Below are 19,283 nucleotides of genomic sequence, written 5' to 3'. Positions count from 1 at the left end.
GAAGTTACTGACGAAATTCACTATAAAACAGGCATTTAACCTACGAAAGAAAAATATGCCAACTAAAATGAAGGTCAGTAACTGCCATGGATATAACAGATTTCTGCAAGAAAGAGGAAATATTTTTCATTTTATTAATGAGGCAATAGAAAATTGGTACGAAAATAGCCCCAAAATGCGAGGTGGAAATTATATTTATAGTAATAAAGTTGTGATTTTAGTGCATATAGTCGCTAGTCTCTTTAGAATTGGCTTAAGACAAACGGTAGGGTTTATAAAAGGATATTTGCAGCAAGTAGTTAGCAGTCATTAGCTATTCGCAGGCTTCAAGAAGGTTTCAATATTAAGATCAATGATTGCAGAGTTGATAAAAACAATATGGAAGATATTGAAATTGCCATAGACAGTACAAGTATCAGATAATACACCTGGTCACAGTAAGGAAAATAGCGAAGTATCGCAGTTATAAACAGGTAAGAAAGCTACACGTAATATTGAGTATAAATAGTAAAAAAGCTATAGCTGCACAATATAGCAATGGTGCCTACTCCGACCATTATGGTGCTTGCGACTTGCTCAGCTTTCAGCATGCTATAAAAGCATTATATGCAGACAGAGCCTATCAAGCTTTATAAATTGTGCAAAAAATATGATATAAAGACAAAAATTTTACCGAAAAATCGTGCAGCGGAGCATACAAAATTGGATTATATGGCTGAAAGGAATGCTGCCATTAGATTATGTGGTAAAGACGGTGTGAAAGAGTGGAAGAAGGAAGCAGTTTATGGAAAAAGGTCATATATTGAAGGATTTTTTTCAAGATTAAAGCAAATATTTGGGTTTAGTTTTAGAAATAGATCTGAAGTAAATCGAGAAAAAGAGTTGCTAATAAAATGTTACTTACTCAATAAATTTACTGATATTGGCATGGCTAAGTTTGAGGTAGTTTCATGAATTTATTATCCTTTACCCACTATCCGATAAGCGATGCAACAAAGCCATCCCAGTGTCAGCTACTCGGTTGACACCATCATAGAGATCAGCTACTTGGGTGATAAAAGCAAGAAATATCGAAGTGTTGTGCTAGACTTTATACCTCTTGCATTCAAACTCACATAAATCATGAATTGTGCACGCTTCACACAAAGGTTTTTGTGCCTTGCAAATGTATCTACCGTGTAAAACTAGCCAATGATGAGCATAAAGCAGGTATTTTTTTGGAACCACATTTAAAAGAGATTGCTCTGTTTTAAATATATCTTTTTCTTTCACAAGCCCAACTCTATTGCTTACTCTAAAAACATGAGTATCAATTGCCAATGTTGGAATACCAAGCCCTGAATTTAAGAACACATTAGCGCTCTTTCTCCCAACCCCTGGTAAAGATACCAAATCATCGAAATTAGTAGGCACTTTGCTATTGTACCTCTCAATCAATATTTTGCTGAGCCCGATTATATTTTTTGCTTTGGAATTATATAAACCAATACTGCTTATGTATTTTCTCAGCTCACTTTGCCCAAGATTCAGCATTTTTTCTGGAGTATCAGTGATACTAAATAGCTCCTTTGTAATTTTATTAACGCTTATATCAGTTGTTCGCGCTGATAGAACTATCGCAACTAATAACGTAAAATCATTGGTATAATTCAGCTCTATTCTTGGTGCAGGATTTGATTGCTTGAATTTTTCAAATATTAATTCTACTTTTTTTGAGTCCATGCATAGAACTAAAAGCTTATACTACACTGGTTGCTGTGCAAATTCAATTCCTTTAGGCTTAGATAGTCCTTCGGCATTAACATCAGACATATCAGTTTTTACCTCATCAAAATTCCTCTCAGCAAATTCGCTTGCCACTTCTGCAAAACACTTTCTAACAAGAGGCATAATTATCGGCATTAATAGCCTTCGTGGATCATACCGTCCTAACAGATCAGTCTCCTTTTTTTGCACTCTATCTCTTGGATCCTCTTCTAGTAAATCTTTTGTGTGCTTGTCAGCATATATTTCACAGCCTTGTGAGAAAACAGGAGCTAACATTTCAATTAATACTGCCAATAACAATAGTGGACCAAGTACAGCTCCACCAACAGTTAATCCATTAGCAATGAAATTTATTGTAACTAAATAAACAGAAAAAGCAGCTAAAGGATAGTTGATAAGAAGCTTACTGCCTAGCGCGATATAGTTCATTTTACTTATGAATTCATCAGTAGAAATTTCTGAATTGGCATACTTTTTCATATAATGACCTACTAATAAACGAGAGGCGTTACTAATAATGATATTAAGTGCTATGATCCACCATGAAAAATAGCAACCTATAGTAATTGTAGTTAATATAGCTAAAGGCAGAAAACTTATTTTTGGTACTAACATTAGAGCATTTTTGTGCTCTATAAATTTCAATGCTAATGTCTTTTTATCTTCTTCAATTAGGCTTCTCTTTTCTTTTAGAGGAGTAATATAATTGAATAATTGTATGCTTGGCTTTGCTATATATTGATATAACTCTTGCATTAACTTTGCACTTTGTACACTCTTCTGAGAATTATCTAAATTTGGATTTAGCAAAATCCTCTCTATTTGAGCCTGAAGTTCATTATAGCTTTTTAGGTCTTCTCCAAACGAACAATCATTTCTTTTTAGTATAGCAATCAACCCATCAAAATCTTTACCTATAGCTTCTTCCTCACTGATTTTTAGCTCGTTAAACAACTTTCTCCTATAGTGAAACTCTCTTGCCGTTAAACGTCCATTACTTTCAGCACCAACACTGACTTTAACACAAGGATTTCCTGACTCCAAAGGTTCAATGTACTTTTTTAGCCCTTGATAAGCTTTATAAATCTGATCAAATCTATTTTTGTCTCCACCTTTGTCAGGATGGTTTACAAGTATCAATTTATTATATTGTTTTTTCAGAAACTTGCTAAGAGCTTGATAATCCTTACCTACAATTTGTTCAGCTTTTATCTCTAGTACGTTAAACAGATCATTATTATCACAAAACTCCTGACCAGTTAACTTAAAACGTTGACTCATTACTACGCCTCACATAAATACACGATACTATTAGTATAATATATTTAATGTTTCACACAAGCATAAAAATATCAAGCAACCACTAAGAGAAGAAACCCTCTTTCCCATCATACAAATACAACTTATCCATTCTCACCACATCAAAATTATGTTCCTCAAATTTGACTAGCAAGTTATTCACATCACTATTTGTAATTTCATTATTTGCAATGAACCTGCAGGTTATTTGGTCACTTGAAGACTTTGAGCCTCCTGGCCAAATTGCAAGTCCTTTTGAGTATATTGCTATCATTTTCAGATTACTCGATTCAAATAACCTAACTATTTGATCAAAATTGTTGGATTTGTCCCAGGCAAGCGTTATATCACTACCCACTAGCTTTTTAACTTTGTAATCTTGTTCGTAATTGTCTTGTACTTTATTTATTTTACTATCCGAATCACTGCTAATTATAAGCTCAGATAACGTTGTGGGTTTTTTCCCTAGATTATCTATAACAGCTTTTGCAAATTCTTTGGTACCAACTTTCTGCTTACTCCTTTTCTTCTTATATAAATCGGCAGTGTGTATTCCATCCTCCAAAGTCTTCAGCCATGCATCATAGATTAGTTTTGCAGTACTCACTTGACCAATATAGACCAACATATGTACTGCGGCATTTAAAAGACCAGAAGGATTAGCCATGTTTTTTCCTGCAATATCAGGAGCAGAACCGTGCACTGCTTCAAACATTGCATATTCATTACCTATATTGCTACTTCCTGCAAGCCCTACAGAACCTGAGGTTTGTGCCACTATATCTGATAATATGTCGCCATATAGATTTTCAGTTACTATAACATCGAAATTCTCGGGCTCTGTAGCAACTTTTGCCATTCCAATATCAACTATATAATGTTCTATCTTTATATTTGGGTATTCTTTTGCAATACGATCAAACGCTGCATGAAAAGCGCCGTCAGTCATTTTCATTATGTTGTCTTTAGTCAGGCAAGTTACTTTTTTTCTGTTGTGTTTTTTCGCGTATTCAAAAGCATACCTGCATATCTTCTCTGAGCCAGATCTAGTAATAATTTTAGTGCATTGGTAAGAATCACCAGTGAGCCTATGCTCTATTCCCGTATAAACGTCTTCTTCATTTTCACGTATTACAACAACATCAAATTTATCGAATTTATTTTCTATAACAGGGTGATACGAAATGCATGGTCTAATATTTGCATACAGCCCTAAGTTCTTTCTGAGCGCAACGTTTAAGCTTTTGTGCCCTTTACCTTGAGGGGTTGTTGTTGGAGATTTGAGTAATATCTTTGTCCTTTCGATAGATTCCCAACCACTCGGAGAAATTCCATGAGACCATTCCTTACTATAAACACGCTCTCCTATTTCAATAATATCTATTGAGATCTCTGCTTTCGCTTCACGCAATATCGACAGCACCGCTTCCATAATTTCTGGTCCGATACCGTCACCATACGCAACTGTGATTGGTGTTGACATAACTTTCCTAATTACACATGACTTAATGTTAATTCAAATGATAGAGTGACACAAGTAGCTAATATTACCCAAATTAGTATAGTTACGGTTATTTAATAATGAACTTTTATACTGGTTATAGCATTGCAAAATATGGAAAGTGTATGGATACTAAAATAAGTTATGCAGGGATTACAAGACGTATCTTTGCATTTGCAATCGATTATATTTTAGTACAGGGAATGGGGTTTGTTATCGGATTTATCATTGGATTTACTTTAGCATATTCTCTATCACTCAATGTAACTGAAATGATTTTAGATAAAGCAGTAGCTATACAAGTAATAGGGTTGATATTGGAATTAATATTTTATGTATTTACGATAATAGAATTTGGTGGTACTCCAGGACAATTGTTACTTCGCATGCGTGTAAAAGACGAAAATACACTTGAAAAAATCACTCTAATACAAGCAATAAGCAGAACAGCAGTTTTTGGAGTATTATATTTTATAATCTGCTACACACTATTCAATATTTCTAGTCTATTCATAGTTGTATCAATCTTAATCATATTATTTGCAATCCTTGACCAGCGTAAACAATTTCTTCACGACAAAATTGCAAAAACAGTAGTAATAGACTATAAACCTAGTTGATATTTTTCTTTAGTTGTTACCACCAAGGGTGTTATTCCAGCGCGTGACCCACATCTGTACGAACATTGCAATTAGCAGGTAATTTGCATAATAGAGGGTGTCATTCCAGTGCTTGACACTGGAATCCAGTTTTCCATATAATCTCATCGAAAACATTGTAACCACTTTCTATGCTAGTGTGCTTTCATCAACCTGGATCCCAGTGTCAGCTACTTTCATGACAAGAAAAGAAGCACTGGTTTCACATGAATCTGAACAGATATCATGTTTTTCTTTAGTTTACTGCTTGCAAAGTGACTTTTTTCGTTTCTGCATGAGCTAAATTAACTACCAATATCATACCTGAAGAACCCACCTGACCATTCTAGAAAATTTAATGCTGAGTACACTTTACTTTTAGCTTCTTCCACAGTGTTTCCTTCTCCTACTATATTTAGTACCCTTCCGCCATCGGAAATCCAATTACCACTTTCATCTAGCTTAGTACCAGCATGAAAAACTAGCACACCAGGAATGTTTTCAATTTTATCCAATCCTTTAATTACCTCTCCTTTTTGATAATCACCAGGATAGCCTTTACTTGCAACAACTACACAAACTGTAGTTTTGTGATTAAACTCCACCATTTTTGTATTTAACTTGCCTTCTGCAACTGACAACATCAACTTTAGCAAATCACAATTTGGATCAAGTCTAGGTAACATAGATTGTATTTCCGGATCCCCAAACCTAACATTATACTCAAGAAGCTTTGGACTATCTTTGCAAATCATTAAACCAGCAAAGAGTACTCCCTTATAGGATGTTCCCATGTTAGTCAGTGCTTGAATTGTAGGATATATTATTTTTTGGATAATTTTTTGCTCCATCTCCTCACTTATAATCGAAGGTGATGAGTATGACCCCATGCCTCCAGTATTTTGTCCCTCGTTATTTTCACCAACTCTCTTGTAATCTTTTGCACACCCAAGGGTTACTACCTTCAACCCATCAATAAGAGCAAAAAAACTTACTTCCTCTCCAATTAAAAACTCTTCTATGATTATTTCTTCACCTGACTCACCAAGATTTTTCTCCACTAGCATTGAATCTATTGCTGAAAAAGCCTCATTTTCTGTGTGGCATATTATGACACCTTTCCCTGCTGCAATTCCATTTGCTTTAATTACAAGCGGCAATTTTATTTTATTACTACGGACAAAATTTTTAGCTAACCTTTCATCAATAAAACGTTCATACTTGGCGGTCGGTATATCATATTGTTTACATAGTTCCTTCGTAAAAGACTTTGATGCCTCAAGTTTTGCAGCTGCTTGACTTGGAGCAAAAACATTTATTCCCTCTGCAGTTAAATCATCAGCAAGTCCATTAATTATCGGTTGCTCTGGACCAATAATTACTAGCTCTATATTTTCTTTCTTGCAAAATTGTGTAACATCCACTGAATCTTGAATATTTATATTCACAAGAACTCCAAAATTCTCCATGGCCGGGCGACCAGGAGTAACATATAACTTAGTCAAGGTAGGAGACTTCTTTAGAGCCCAAAGTAAAGCATGCTCACGCCCACCAGAACCTATAACCAAAACCTTCATCTTTATTTCCTCGCTTTTCTATATATGTCAAAATTATTGTTTGCTTATAACAGTATCATTACTCATGTATCTTTGCAACACGTTTGGTATTGTAACTGACCCATCGGAATTTTGATAATTCTCCATTATGGCAACAATTGTTCTTCCTATGGCTAAAGCTGAGCCGTTTAAAGTGTGAACGTATTTTTTTGTTTTTCTGTCAGTTTCTAAGAAGTATTTAGTGTTCATTCTTCTTGCCTGGAACGTACCGCAATTTGAGCAGCTTGATATTTCTCTATATTTATTTTGCTCAGGTAACCATACCTCTATGTCATAAGTCTTTTGTGCAGCAAAACCCATATCGCCACTGCAAAGTAGCATTACTCTGTACGGTAATTCTAGTTTTTTTAATATCTCTTCAGCAACACTAGTCATACGTTCAAGCTCGTCTTTTGACTGGTCTTCAGTTGTGATGCTTACCAACTCCACTTTACCAAATTGGTGTTGCCTTATCATACCTCTTGTATCTCGTCCTGCACTGCCAGCTTCTTTACGAAAACATTCTGAATATGCAGTAAAACGAATAGGCAGTTCTTTTTCTTCTATTATTTTGTCAGCAACTAAATTTGTTAAAACTACTTCACTTGTGGGAATTAATCTTAATTTATCGGTAGTTAAATATGAGTCATCAGAAAATTTTGGTAGCTGACCAACGTTATACATCGCCTCGTTTTTCACCAGGGCTGGGTGATGCACCTCAGTATAGGCAAATTCATTAACATGTGTTTCCAGCATAAAATTTATTAATGCTCGTCCAAGCTTAGCTAACTGTCCTTTTAATATTGTAAACCTTGATCCAGAAATTTTTGCTGCTTGTTCAAAATCCATCAAGCCTAACCTTTCTCCGAGTTCATAATGAAATTTTGGTGTAAAATCAAATTTTCTTCTCTCTCCATATTTTCTGATTTCTACGTTAGAGCTCTCATCTTCACCTATTGGCACGTTTTGTGCAGAGATATTTGGTAAGTTAGATAAGATATTCATTAAGTTATCTTTCTCCGTTTGCTCTTTTAAGCTGATTGCTTCTATCTCATTTGTTATGTTTCTTGACACTTCTACCTCATTTTCACAGGAGCTTTTGTTCATTTTAAGCCTCTTTATTTCTTCCGTGATCTCATTGCGTTGCTTATTTAAAGCTTGCAATTTAGTAGTCAGTGATCTTTTTTTATGGTCAATCTCTAATATTTCTTCTGTAGTAAATTCTTTCACCCCTCTGCTTTTTATTGCTTTTTCAAATCCTTCAGGGTTTTTGCGTATATGTTCTATATCATGCATATGTTGTGCTATTACTAACATCATTACTGTACTTCAAAAGCTTTTAATGCTCAATATTTTTACATATAAATGCTAATATTGATTTTACCTTCATAATTTGCTAGAATTAGTTAACGTAGTATTCATAAAATATAACATGTTGGGCATCCGAGAAAAGTACAATACATTTAAAGAGAGTACTCACTTCACTAAACTTAAGGCTAGTGGAAGATTTGCTGTCTACGCTTTTTGTATATATTTGGCGACTACATTTACCATTGGCTGTTTGGGATTGATAATGGGATCTTTCCTCTTAACCTTACCACTTGCTATGCTCATCTCCAACCCTATAGTTTGGATTTTAATGGGAATAGTGCTTACAGCAACATACAAGATGGTTATTGAACCTTTATTTTACTTGGTAAAAGATTATGTTGATGAAAAAGGAACTGTAAAGGAAGAAAAGAGTCCAAAAGAGCAAAAATTCACAAGAAGTAAATCACTGGATAGTGGACTAGATACTATATCAAGACAAACAAATGATTCGGATAAGAGGGTACGTAGAAATTCCTATTCTCCATCTACAGATAGTGGTATTGCACCAGGAAGTGAACCTGCCTCAAGTAACAATAGTCGTAGAAATTCTAATGCTTCAGGAGATAGTGGTTTGGGTGGCAAGGAGTTTCATGAAGATTTACAAACTCTTATGCATCAGACAAATAGAGAAAATTACTATTACTGGCTACAAGAACATGATATTTCTCATATTGCAAGAGCTGTATATAACTATTCAGAAAATTCAAGTGGCAATGTACTTTTTTGTATTCCTGGTGATGTGAGTACTTTAAACTCAAAACTGAAAGAGTATAAAATAGAACAAGGGAACACAAAAAAAATCTTTGCCTCGATTATTAATTTAGGAGGAAATCACTGGGTAACACTGATAGTCACATGTAATGGTAACAGACAATTTAGAGCTTATTATTGTGACTCATTTGGTAATTTATTACCAAATGAGATTGAAGGAAAGGTAAAAGACGATATAAGTCTTGCTAATGAGATTGCTGAGAAGTGTCTAGTACCCTTAAGTAATGAGGTGGGAAGTTTAATACGGGAAAGAGAAAATAATCCAGATAATGCTAGCCTTAAAGAGAAAAAAGATGATGTTGAAAAAACATTAGGTCATGCAAGAGAAGATAGAAATAAGTTAGTTAGTAAGCCAATTGATACTAGTTATATAGTGGGCATATTGCAGGAAACCTTAGAGATAGGAAATGATAGCATAAAGAGTTCTGCGGTTGATCAGCAAAAAGATGGCTGTAATTGTGGAGTATTTGCTTTAGAAAATGCTCATAGGATTACGGAAATGCTCAACGAGGATAAATCATTTGATGAAATTGACAGAGAGTTATCAAAGTACAAGCCTAAGCCAGAAGAATTGCAAGAAAAAAGAAGAGAGTTCGCAAAAGCACTTATGGAAGATGAAGAGTGGAAAGAATCCATTGCTGAAGGTGGAATTTTACATGATACTATACAGCAGCTTAGTCTTGAAGATAGTAAGAAAGAGGAAACACAACCTGCCACAAGTTCATCTCTGCAAGATGCTATAATAATGGCTTATAACAGTGTCAAAAATACATTTTTTAGCAACTAGAAAGCCTGTGTCTCTCCAAGTAGGAAATCTAACTATTGATTCTCCAGTTATTTTAGCGCCAATGTCTGGAGTGACTGACTATCCATTTAGGAGTATTGTAAAGAAACTTGGTGCAAGTTTGCTAGTCTCAGAAATGATTGCAAGCAGAGCTATGATCATGCAAACTCGCCAGAGCATGCAAAAAGCAAAAGTCGATGAACTAACCGCTGTACAACTTGCTGGTTGTGAGCCTGATGTTATGGCGGAAGCTGCAAAGTTAAATGAGGGCATGGGTGCAAAAATCATAGATATAAATTTTGGTTGTCCAGTTAAAAAAGTTGTAAACGGTTACGCAGGGTCAGCACTTATGCGTGATGAAAAAAAGGCTGCTGAGATAATAGAAGCTGTAGTCAAGGCAGTGAGTGTGCCAGTTACAGTAAAAATGCGTACTGGATGGAATGACGAAAATCGTAATGCTCCGCGCTTGGCAAAAATTGCAGAAGATTTGGGAGCAAAGATGATTACTGTACATGGAAGGACAAGGGCACAGCTTTATAATGGTCAAGCAGATTGGAAATTCGTTAGAAATGTTAAAGAGCAGGTAAAAATTCCAGTTATAGTAAATGGAGATATTAAGAGTTTGAATGATGTTCAAAGTGCACTTAAAGAATCTGGGGCAGATGGAGTAATGATAGGTCGTGGTGCTTACGGCAAACCTTGGCTGATTAATCAAGCAATAAACTTTTTGAGTGGAAATAAAGTTTCTGAGCCAACAGCCTCAGAGAGATTAAGCATAATACTCAAGCATTATGACAGTATTCTTGAGTACTATGGAAGCGATACAGGAATAAAGATGGCCCGCAAACATATAGGATGGTACAGTAGCGGGCTTCAAAACTCATCTGAATTTCGTGTAAGAGTAAATAACATAATAGACAGCACAGAGGTGAAAGAAAATATAACTGATTTTTTTAGTTAAAAACAGATTAAACATACTACCTCATTAGCTATATTCAACTTGACTGATCATAGTGCGATGCCACCACACTCTCTTCTTCATCAGAATGTAATTGATAACTATTATCACTCAGCAATTTTTCGTCATAAGTCTCAATATCAAAATATTTTTCATATTTATCTATATTTTCACAAAGCGAAAGTGCTTTCACCTTATTCATAACTAAACCCGTACCAGCAGGAATTAATCTTCCTACTATAACATTTTCTTTTAACCCACTCAAAGGATCACTCTTTCCACAAAATGCTGCTTCCGTAAGTACTTTTGTTGTTTCTTGGAAAGAGGCAGCAGAAATAAAGGAATTAGTTTCAAGGCTTGCTCTAGTAATTCCCTGCAGAATAGGAAGATAATGAGCAGGTCGTTTTCCAGAGTTATTCATAGCATCATTTTCTCTATCAATTTCCAGCCTGTCGATATTTTCTCCAATTAAGTACATAGTATCACCAGGATCGGTAATTTCTACTTTTTGTAGCATTTGCTTTAAGATCACTTCTAAATGCTTGTTATCTATGCGCACACCTTGCAATCTATAAACTTGCTGTATTTCAGAAATCATATAGTGTGCTAACGCTTCTAACCCAAGCACACGTAGAATATCATGAAGATCAGGATCGCCATCCATCAATAAATCACCTTTACGCACAAAATCACCTTCATTGACTATTACATGCTTACTTCTTGATACTAAATACTCAACTGGAGAAGCTTGCTCATCTACAGGTTTAATTACTATACTGCGTTTTCCTCTACGGTCTTTTTCAGAGAACGTTACATAGCCATCTATTTCACTAACGATAGCATGCTCTTTAGGACGACGTGCTTCAAATAATTCTATAACCTTAGGCAAGCCACCAGTAATATCACGAGTTCTAACTGACTCTCTCGGCGTTCTTGTGATAACATCACCTGCATGAACCTTTTGGCCATCCTGTACATTAAGCACTGCACCAACTGGTATAAAGTAACATGCTTCCACACCACTTGAAAGTGTTATTACTTTTTCATTATCATCAAGCAGTGCAATACGAGGACGTAAATTAGCTACACCAGAGTGCAATTTCCAATCCTTTACTACTCTATTTGATATTCCTGTAGATTCATCCATCACTTCAGTGATTGAAATTCCATCTTTTAAATCCTGGTAAGATATTGTACCACTCTTTTCCGTAATAATAGGTAGTGTATACGGATCCCATTCCGCAACTTTATCACCAATTTTTACTAACTCACCCTCATTTACATAAAGTTTAGCACCATAAGGTACACTGTGCTTCAATTTTTCACTACCAAGGCTATCAATTAAAACGACTTCACAGGAACGGCTTATCACAATTTTATTTCCGTTTTTATCTATAATTATATTACTATTGTTTAATTTTATTCTAGCATTAATAGAAGCTATAATATTTGAGGATTCAACACCTCTAGTCATTACCCCACCTATATGGAAAGTACGCATCGTTAACTGAGTACCTGGCTCTCCAACAGATTGAGCAGCGATAACACCAACTGCTTCACCTATTGAAACAATTTTACCAGTTGCAAGGTCTCTTCCATAACACAAAGAACACACACCAGGACTTATTTCACAAGTTAAAGGCGATCTAATTTTTATAGCATCAAGACCTGCAATGTTGATTTGCTTTACTTTATCTTCATCAATTAATTCCCCTGCTTTTAATAATAACTCTTTGGTTACTGGGTTATATATATCATTTGCAGCTGTTCTACCCAGTACAACACTCTCTAGAGATGCAACTATAGTACTACCTTCAACTATAGCTCTTACAATAAGGCCATTTTTCGTTTTACAGTCATGTTTTGTAACTATGCAATTTTGAGATACATCAACCAAGCGACGAGTTAAGTATCCAGAGTTTGCAGTTTTAAGTGCAGTATCAGCTAAACCTTTACGCGCACCGTGAGTAGAATTAAAGTATTCAAATACATTTAATCCTTCGCGAAAATTAGAAATTATAGGTGTTTCTATAATTTCACCAGAAGGTTTGGTCATTAACCCTCGCATTCCTGCTAACTGCTTCATCTGGGAAGTAGAACCTCTTGCACCGGAGCTAACCATCATATATATTGAATTGTACTTACTATTTTCATCATACAGAGACATCGCTTTTAACATATCATTCGCTATTATATCTGTGCACTTAGACCACTCATCTATAACTTTATTATACCTCTCACTTTTAGTGATTAGTCCGTCTTGATACTGTGCAGAAAACTTCTTAATTTCACCCCTTGTATAATCAACGTGTGTAGCTTTAGTTTCAGGTATGACCATATCGCAACGACTAAAAGAAGTACCAGAAAATGTAGCATACTCAAAGCCAAGTGTCATCAATTTATCAGAAAATACCACTGTAGCACTTTGACCGCAGCTACGATATACTAAATCAACAATGCTAGTTATTTCCTTAACTGTTAATACCTGATTTATTAAATCGAAGCTTAGATTCTTATGTTTAGGAAAAATCTGCCATAATATTAAACGTCCAGGAGTTGTAAAAATAGTTTTATACTGAATGTTTCCATCGCTATTGATGTATTCCATTTTGTACTTTATATGAGAATGAATACGTAGAGTACCGTTGTTTAAGGAATGCTCAACTTCACAAAAAGCACAGAGAAGCGGTAAATCATCTTCCTTAAGTTGCTGTAAAGTTAGGTAGTATATACCAAGCACTATATCTTTACTAGGAACTATAATCGGTCTTCCATTAGAAGGACTTAAAATGTTATTAATTGACATCATCAACACTCTAGCTTCAAGTTGAGCTTCCAATGAAATTGGCACATGTACCGCCATTTGATCACCATCAAAGTCAGCGTTAAATGCTGTACAAACAAGTGGATGAAGCTGTATTGCTTTACCTTCAATAAGGACTGGCTCAAAAGCCTGAATACCAAGCCTGTGTAGCGTAGGCGCTCTATTTAGTAAAACAGGATGCTCTTTTATTACTTCTTCAAGCATATCCCAGACTTCTGGCTTTTCTGCTCTTATTAACTTACTAGCAAATTTAATAGTTGGAGCCATTCCATATATTTTAAGCCTTGAGTAAACAAAAGGTTTGAATAACTCAAGAGCCATTCTTTTCGGTAATCCACACTGATTTAGTTTCAAAGTTGGACCAACAACTATTACAGAACGTCCAGAGTAATCTACCCTTTTTCCTAAAAGATTCTGACGGAAACGACCTTGCTTTCCTTTCAGCATATCGCTAATAGACTTTTTATATCCAGCAGCGCCAGCTTTATTTACCAGAGCATTACGACGACTATTATCAAAAAGAGAATCAACTGCCTCTTGTAACATTCTTTTCTCATTACGAATCATAATCTCAGGAGGATTTAAACTTAACAATTTTCTCAATCTATTATTTCTATTAATAATAGTTCTATAATGATGATTTAAATCAGAAACTGCAGGTCGACCACTTTCAAGCGATACCAAGGGACGCAAGTCAGGTGGTAAAATAGGTATAGCTGTAAGTATCATCCACTCAGGTCTGTTTCCAGACTTGATAAAATTTTCAACAATACGTAATCTCTTTATAATTTTCTTTCTTCTCATTTCAGAAGCAACAGACTCTAACTCCTGTCTTAAATTCTTCCTAATTTCATGTAAATCAAGGCGTATTAGCAATTCTCTTATAGCTTCAACACCTTGCATAGCTATAAAGCTATCGACCCCATAGCTATCTTTAGCTTCATTATAAGCTTTCTCACTAATAATTTCACCTTTTTCAAAAGAGGAAACAAGAGGATCTATTACAACATAATTATCACTATATAAAATACTTTCGATATCTCTAAGAGACATATCTAATAATGCTCCAATTCTTGAAGGAAGTGACTTCAAAAACCATATATGAGCAACAGGAGATGCAAGCTCTATATGACCCATTCTTTCTCTTCTTACTTTAGAAGATGTAACTTCTACTCCACATTTTTCGCATATACGGCCCCTATGTCTTCTTTTTTTGTACTTTCCACATAAACATTCATCATCATTGACAGGACCAAAAATTTTAGGACAAAATAATCCACCTTTCTCAACTTTGAATGTACGGTAGTTTGCAGTTGAAACATCTGTTATCTCTCCATAAGACATACGTTTAATACTTTCAGGGCTAGCAATGGAAATGCTAACCTCATTAAAAGATTGTGCGATATTAGTGTGAGATATATCTTCAATTACTATGTCATTTTGCTTCAAATCCACATTAAAACACAAGGAACGCAACTCTTTTATCATGACATTAAAGGATTCAGGAATTCCACATTCAAAGTTACTGTCACCTTTTATTACCGATTCATAAATCTTAACCCTGCCATTAATGTCATCAGACTTCACAGTTAACATTTCCTGCAAAGTGTAAGCAGCACCGTAGGCTTGCAGTGCCCAACATTCCATTTCACCAAAACGCTGACCACCAAAATGAGACTTTCCTCCAAGAGGTTGTTGAGTAACCAAACTATAAGGTCCTACTGAACGCGCATGAATTTTACCATCTACTAAGTGATGCAACTTAAGCATGTACATGTAACCAACTGTAACTTTGCGATCAAACTTCTCACCCGAACAACCATCATACAATACAACTTGCCCAGAGTTATCCAATCCAGCAAGTTCAAATAGCTTTACTATTTGTTCATCTTTTGGACCTTCAAATACAGGTGCAGTAACAGGAATGCCATCACGCAACTTATACGCAAATTCAATGAGGTGATTATCATTAATATTGCGAATGTTATTACAAATAGATAAATTACTGCCACAACTATAAACCTCAATCAGGAAGTGACGTAAACTACTGTGTGCATCTTTACAAGAGTTGAAATAATTCTCTACTGATGTAGTCAATTCATTATTTAATTCATCCTTATTAGGCGTATCTAAAATAGAAGCCGTTATTTCATCATCATTAATATCCTCAAATTTTTTATTATCAAGATATAATGCTGCAAATTTTTCAAAATCATCATCACTGAGAGATCTAATTGCCTCACAAAAAGCACGTTTGATTTTATTGATCTCATCAAGAATATTGCCTACTTTTTCTCCTAATTTTTTACAAGCCCAACCTACATGCGTTTCCAATATTTGACCTACATTCATTCGCGAAGGAACGCCAAGAGGGTTAAGAATAATATCAATAGGAGTACCATCTTCTAAATAAGGCATATCTTCTACTGGAACAACTCGAGAAATCACACCTTTATTTCCATGTCTACCAGCCATTTTATCCCCTGGCTGCAAACTATGTTTTACAGCAATAAAAACTTTTACTGACATCGACACACCTTGAGGCAGATCATAACCTTCATGCAATTTTTCTACTTTTCGCTTAAAGTTTGTTATTGCATGTGATACTTTTTCATCAAAATCTTTTTTTAAGCTCTCAACTTGCTTAGAAATAGATTGGTTTTTCAATCCTATATCCCACCATCCCTCACGTTCAATAAAATTAATACTTTCTCGATCTTGAGAGCCAGAATTAATAAGAATTTTTCTTAATTCATCATAGAAATATTGATTAATAACATTGATTATATGGTCTCGTTCTTTCTCAAAGTCGTTTGCCTCTTTTTGCTTAATAAGAAACGCCCTTTCGTTTTCTTCTTCCCCTCTGCGTGTAAAGACCTGCACATCAATCACTATCCCTTCAATATCTGGAGATGTATATAAAGAGGAATCCACACAATCGAATGACTTTTCACCAAAAATTGTCATTAACAATTTTGTCTCAGGAGGCAATGAAAGAGAATGCTTAGGTGTAACTTTCCCCACCAAAATATAACCTGGACCAACTCTTGTACCAACCTTTACTATACCACTATCATCCAAGTGATAAAGATTTTCTTCATTAACACCGGGTATGGCACGAGTTATTTTTTCCGACCCTAAAGGAGTGTCATGTACAACACATTCAAATTCTTCTATATGAATAGAAGTAAATAGATCTTTTTTAACAACTTCACTAGAAATAATGATTGAGTCTTCAAAATTATAACCTTGCCAAGACATAAAAGCGACTAGCAAGTTTTGGCCAAGTGCCAATTCACCGTTATTAATAGCAGGACCATCAGCTATCACATCACCTTCCTTAACACAATCACCTACATGCACCAGTGGTTTCTGGTTAATACAAGTATTATGGTTAGAACGCTGAAATTTTCTTAGATGATAAATATCTACATCCAAGTAGTTAATTCCTCCTTTGTCAAAAGCACGTATAACTATAGAGTTACTATCTGAGCTGTCAACTATGCCACCACGTTTTGCTAAAACTACAGCACCAGAGCCAGAAGCTACGAAAGACTCCATGCCAGTAGCAACCAAAGGAGCAGTAGGCTTCAATAAAGGTACAGCTTGACGCTGCATATTTGAACCCATTAACGCTCTATTAGCATCATCATTTTCTAAAAATGGAATTAAAGAAGCAGCAACCGATATTACCTGCTTAGGAGATAAATCAATGTAACTTACTTGATTACTATTTACCATTACAAAGGTACCAGCATACCTACAGTATAACATATCATCAACAAAGCAGTTGTTCTCATCAAGCTTTGCGCTGGTATCGGCTATATAATATAAACCTTCATCTATAGCAGACAGATACTCAATTTGATCAGTAACAACCTTATTAACTACTTTCCTATAAGGACTTTCAATGAACCCATATTTATTAATACGAGCGTATATAGCTAAGCTGTTAATTAAGCCTATATTCTGCCCCTCAGGAGTTTCAATAGGGCAAATTCTTCCGTAATGAGTTGGATGAACATCACGCACTTCAAATCCCGCCCTCTCTCTTGTTAAACCACCAGGACCTAACGCTGACAACCTTCTTTTATGTGTTATTTCAGATAATGGATTAGTCTGATCCATAAATTGAGATAATTGGGAAGAGTTGAAAAAATCTCTTAAGACATTGGTTAACACTTTTGGATTTATAAAATCAGATGGAGAGACTTTATCTAAACTAGAAGTAGACATAGAATCAACTACTGCCCGTCCCAATTTTAATAATCCAGTTCTAAATTGATTTTCTATAAACTCTCCAACTGAACGGACTCTTCTATTTGCTAAATGATCAATATCATCTACAGATCCTTGACCATCACGTAACAATACTATTTTTCTTATAATTTCAATAATGTCTTCATGTGTTAAAGTAGTTAAATTTTCCTCATAATTTAACCCAAGGCAAGAGTTAAGTTTCAATCTACCAATGTTAGACAAATCATAATATTCCGGACTGAAGAAAAGATTACGAAAAAACTCCTCTACTATCTTTAAAACAGGAACTTCACCTGGACGCAAAACCTTATATATTTCATATAGAGCGTTCTCATAAGACATGTTTTCATCTAAGAAAAGTGTGTTTAATATGTAAGGTCCAACAGAAACATTATCTATGTTCAACACTGATATTTTATCTATAGATAATAATTCAAGCTTTTTTATATCCTCTAATTTTATAGATTCACCAGCAGATAAGATTTTTGTAGAACTAGCACTATCTATTAAATCTTCTGCAAGAAATAAACCACATATAGAATCATAAGGAATTAGATACTCTTTCAACCCGTTATCATATAGATTTTTAGCTAATTTTGAAGTAATACGAACATTAGCTTTAAGTAACACATTGCCTTCAACATTCTTTAAATCAAAAGGAAGCCTCACTCCCTTGAATTTATCAGGGGAAAAAGGTACTTTCCAGCCACTTTTATGTTTTATATACTCTATTTTTTCATAAAATTTATTAAGTATGTCATTATTTGATAAGCCTAAAGCCTTTAATAAAACTGATATTGGCAACTTTCTCTTTCTATCAATACGAAAATACAAATGATCTTTAACATCAAACTCAATATCAAGCCAAGAACCTCTATAAGGAATAACTCTAGCAGAATAGATCAATTTGCCAGAATTGTAAGTTTTTCCCTTATCACTATCAAAAAACACTCCAGGAGATCTATGCATTTGTGAAACGATAACTTTCTCTACGCCATTGATGATGAAAGTACCTTTATCAGTCATCATAGGCAGTTCACAAAAGCGAACCTCCTGCTCTTCAGCAGATTTTATAACAGTTGCAAGCTTAGAATGATCATCATATTCTTTAATCTCTTGATATTTTTCAAGAGAAACACCATCCTGCATAATAACAAGACGTATAGAAGCAATAACCTGAGCAGAAAAAGTTATACCACGTTTTATACATTCAGATTCACTATACTTAAGATCATCTACCCTACAATTCAAAAATTCGATAGTAGCCCTATGCAAAGGATCAGATATTGGAAAAATTGTATGAAAGATAGCTTCAAGTCTTTCATTACTCTCATTATTAGGAGTAAAGGAATTATATGACCCCTTTTGGACTTTAACCAAATCCAACAAAGAATCTTTTAAATCAATCGACCTGGAATAAGAAACTCTAGGAACAAAAGCACTAGAAGCACACATATAAGAAGAATCAACCATTAAAATACCTTCACTAATTAAAAGAGCTATATCAACATAAAA

9 protein-coding genes and 2 pseudogenes are annotated in these 19,283 nt (G+C 34.9%); 4 read left to right on the top strand and 7 right to left on the bottom strand.

Annotated elements, in window-relative coordinates:
• Window positions 1-55 precede the first annotated feature (55 nt).
• Window positions 56-954 (top strand): annotated as a pseudogene (locus JR312_RS00570) (IS5 family transposase).
• Between the two features lie 129 nt (window positions 955-1,083).
• Here the strand turns inward: JR312_RS00570 and nth are convergent.
• The 3 genes from nth to icd form a co-directional block, all read right to left on the bottom strand.
• Window positions 1,084-1,722 (bottom strand): endonuclease III, encoded by a 639-nt coding sequence (gene nth / locus JR312_RS00565; protein ID WP_416647463.1) that lies wholly within the window; start codon window positions 1,720-1,722, stop codon window positions 1,084-1,086.
• A gap of 21 nt (window positions 1,723-1,743) precedes the next feature.
• Complete coding sequence (locus tag JR312_RS00560; protein WP_416647462.1) at window positions 1,744-3,048, bottom strand: molecular chaperone DnaJ; 1,305 nt, start codon at window positions 3,046-3,048, stop codon at window positions 1,744-1,746.
• A gap of 82 nt (window positions 3,049-3,130) precedes the next feature.
• Entirely contained in the window at window positions 3,131-4,549 is a 1,419-nt protein-coding gene (gene icd / locus JR312_RS00555) for an isocitrate dehydrogenase (RefSeq protein ID WP_416647461.1), read from the bottom strand.
• A gap of 143 nt (window positions 4,550-4,692) precedes the next feature.
• Between icd and JR312_RS00550 the strand changes: the two genes are divergently transcribed.
• Complete coding sequence (locus tag JR312_RS00550) at window positions 4,693-5,187, top strand: RDD family protein (RefSeq protein WP_353281250.1); 495 nt, start codon at window positions 4,693-4,695, stop codon at window positions 5,185-5,187.
• Window positions 5,188-5,261: 74 nt separating this feature from the next.
• Here JR312_RS00550 and JR312_RS06355 read toward each other — a convergent pair.
• The 3 genes and pseudogenes from JR312_RS06355 to serS all read right to left on the bottom strand — a co-directional run.
• A pseudogene (locus tag JR312_RS06355) lies at window positions 5,262-5,327 on the bottom strand (WPE palindromic element domain-containing protein); the annotation flags it as partial.
• Between the two features lie 183 nt (window positions 5,328-5,510).
• Complete coding sequence (purD, locus tag JR312_RS00545) at window positions 5,511-6,782, bottom strand: phosphoribosylamine--glycine ligase (RefSeq protein ID WP_416647460.1); 1,272 nt, start codon at window positions 6,780-6,782, stop codon at window positions 5,511-5,513.
• Between the two features lie 33 nt (window positions 6,783-6,815).
• Window positions 6,816-8,096: a serine--tRNA ligase gene (gene serS / locus JR312_RS00540; RefSeq protein ID WP_416647476.1), complete on the bottom strand. Its 1,281-nt coding sequence runs from the start codon at window positions 8,094-8,096 to the stop codon at window positions 6,816-6,818.
• A 136-nt stretch (window positions 8,097-8,232) separates the two neighbouring features.
• Here serS and JR312_RS00535 point away from each other — a divergent pair, with 136 nt between their 5' ends.
• Together JR312_RS00535 and dusB are read left to right on the top strand one after the other, a co-directional pair.
• On the top strand, window positions 8,233-9,729 hold the full coding sequence (locus JR312_RS00535; RefSeq protein ID WP_416647459.1) for a hypothetical protein: 1,497 nt from the start codon (window positions 8,233-8,235) through the stop codon (window positions 9,727-9,729).
• Window positions 9,730-9,736: 7 nt separating this feature from the next.
• Window positions 9,737-10,687, top strand: a complete 951-nt coding sequence (gene dusB / locus JR312_RS00530) for a tRNA dihydrouridine synthase DusB (RefSeq protein WP_416647475.1) — start codon at window positions 9,737-9,739, stop codon at window positions 10,685-10,687.
• A 34-nt stretch (window positions 10,688-10,721) separates the two neighbouring features.
• Here dusB and JR312_RS00525 read toward each other — a convergent pair whose 3' ends face one another.
• Window positions 10,722-19,241: a DNA-directed RNA polymerase subunit beta/beta' gene (locus JR312_RS00525; RefSeq protein ID WP_416647458.1), complete on the bottom strand. Its 8,520-nt coding sequence runs from the start codon at window positions 19,239-19,241 to the stop codon at window positions 10,722-10,724.
• Window positions 19,242-19,283: the final 42 nt, after the last annotated feature.

This window comes from Wolbachia endosymbiont of Nasonia giraulti (genome assembly GCF_048054155.1).
In the GTDB taxonomy this organism is placed as follows: domain Bacteria; phylum Pseudomonadota; class Alphaproteobacteria; order Rickettsiales; family Anaplasmataceae; genus Wolbachia; species Wolbachia pipientis_C.
This window is presented reverse-complemented; position numbering and strand designations above follow the sequence as displayed.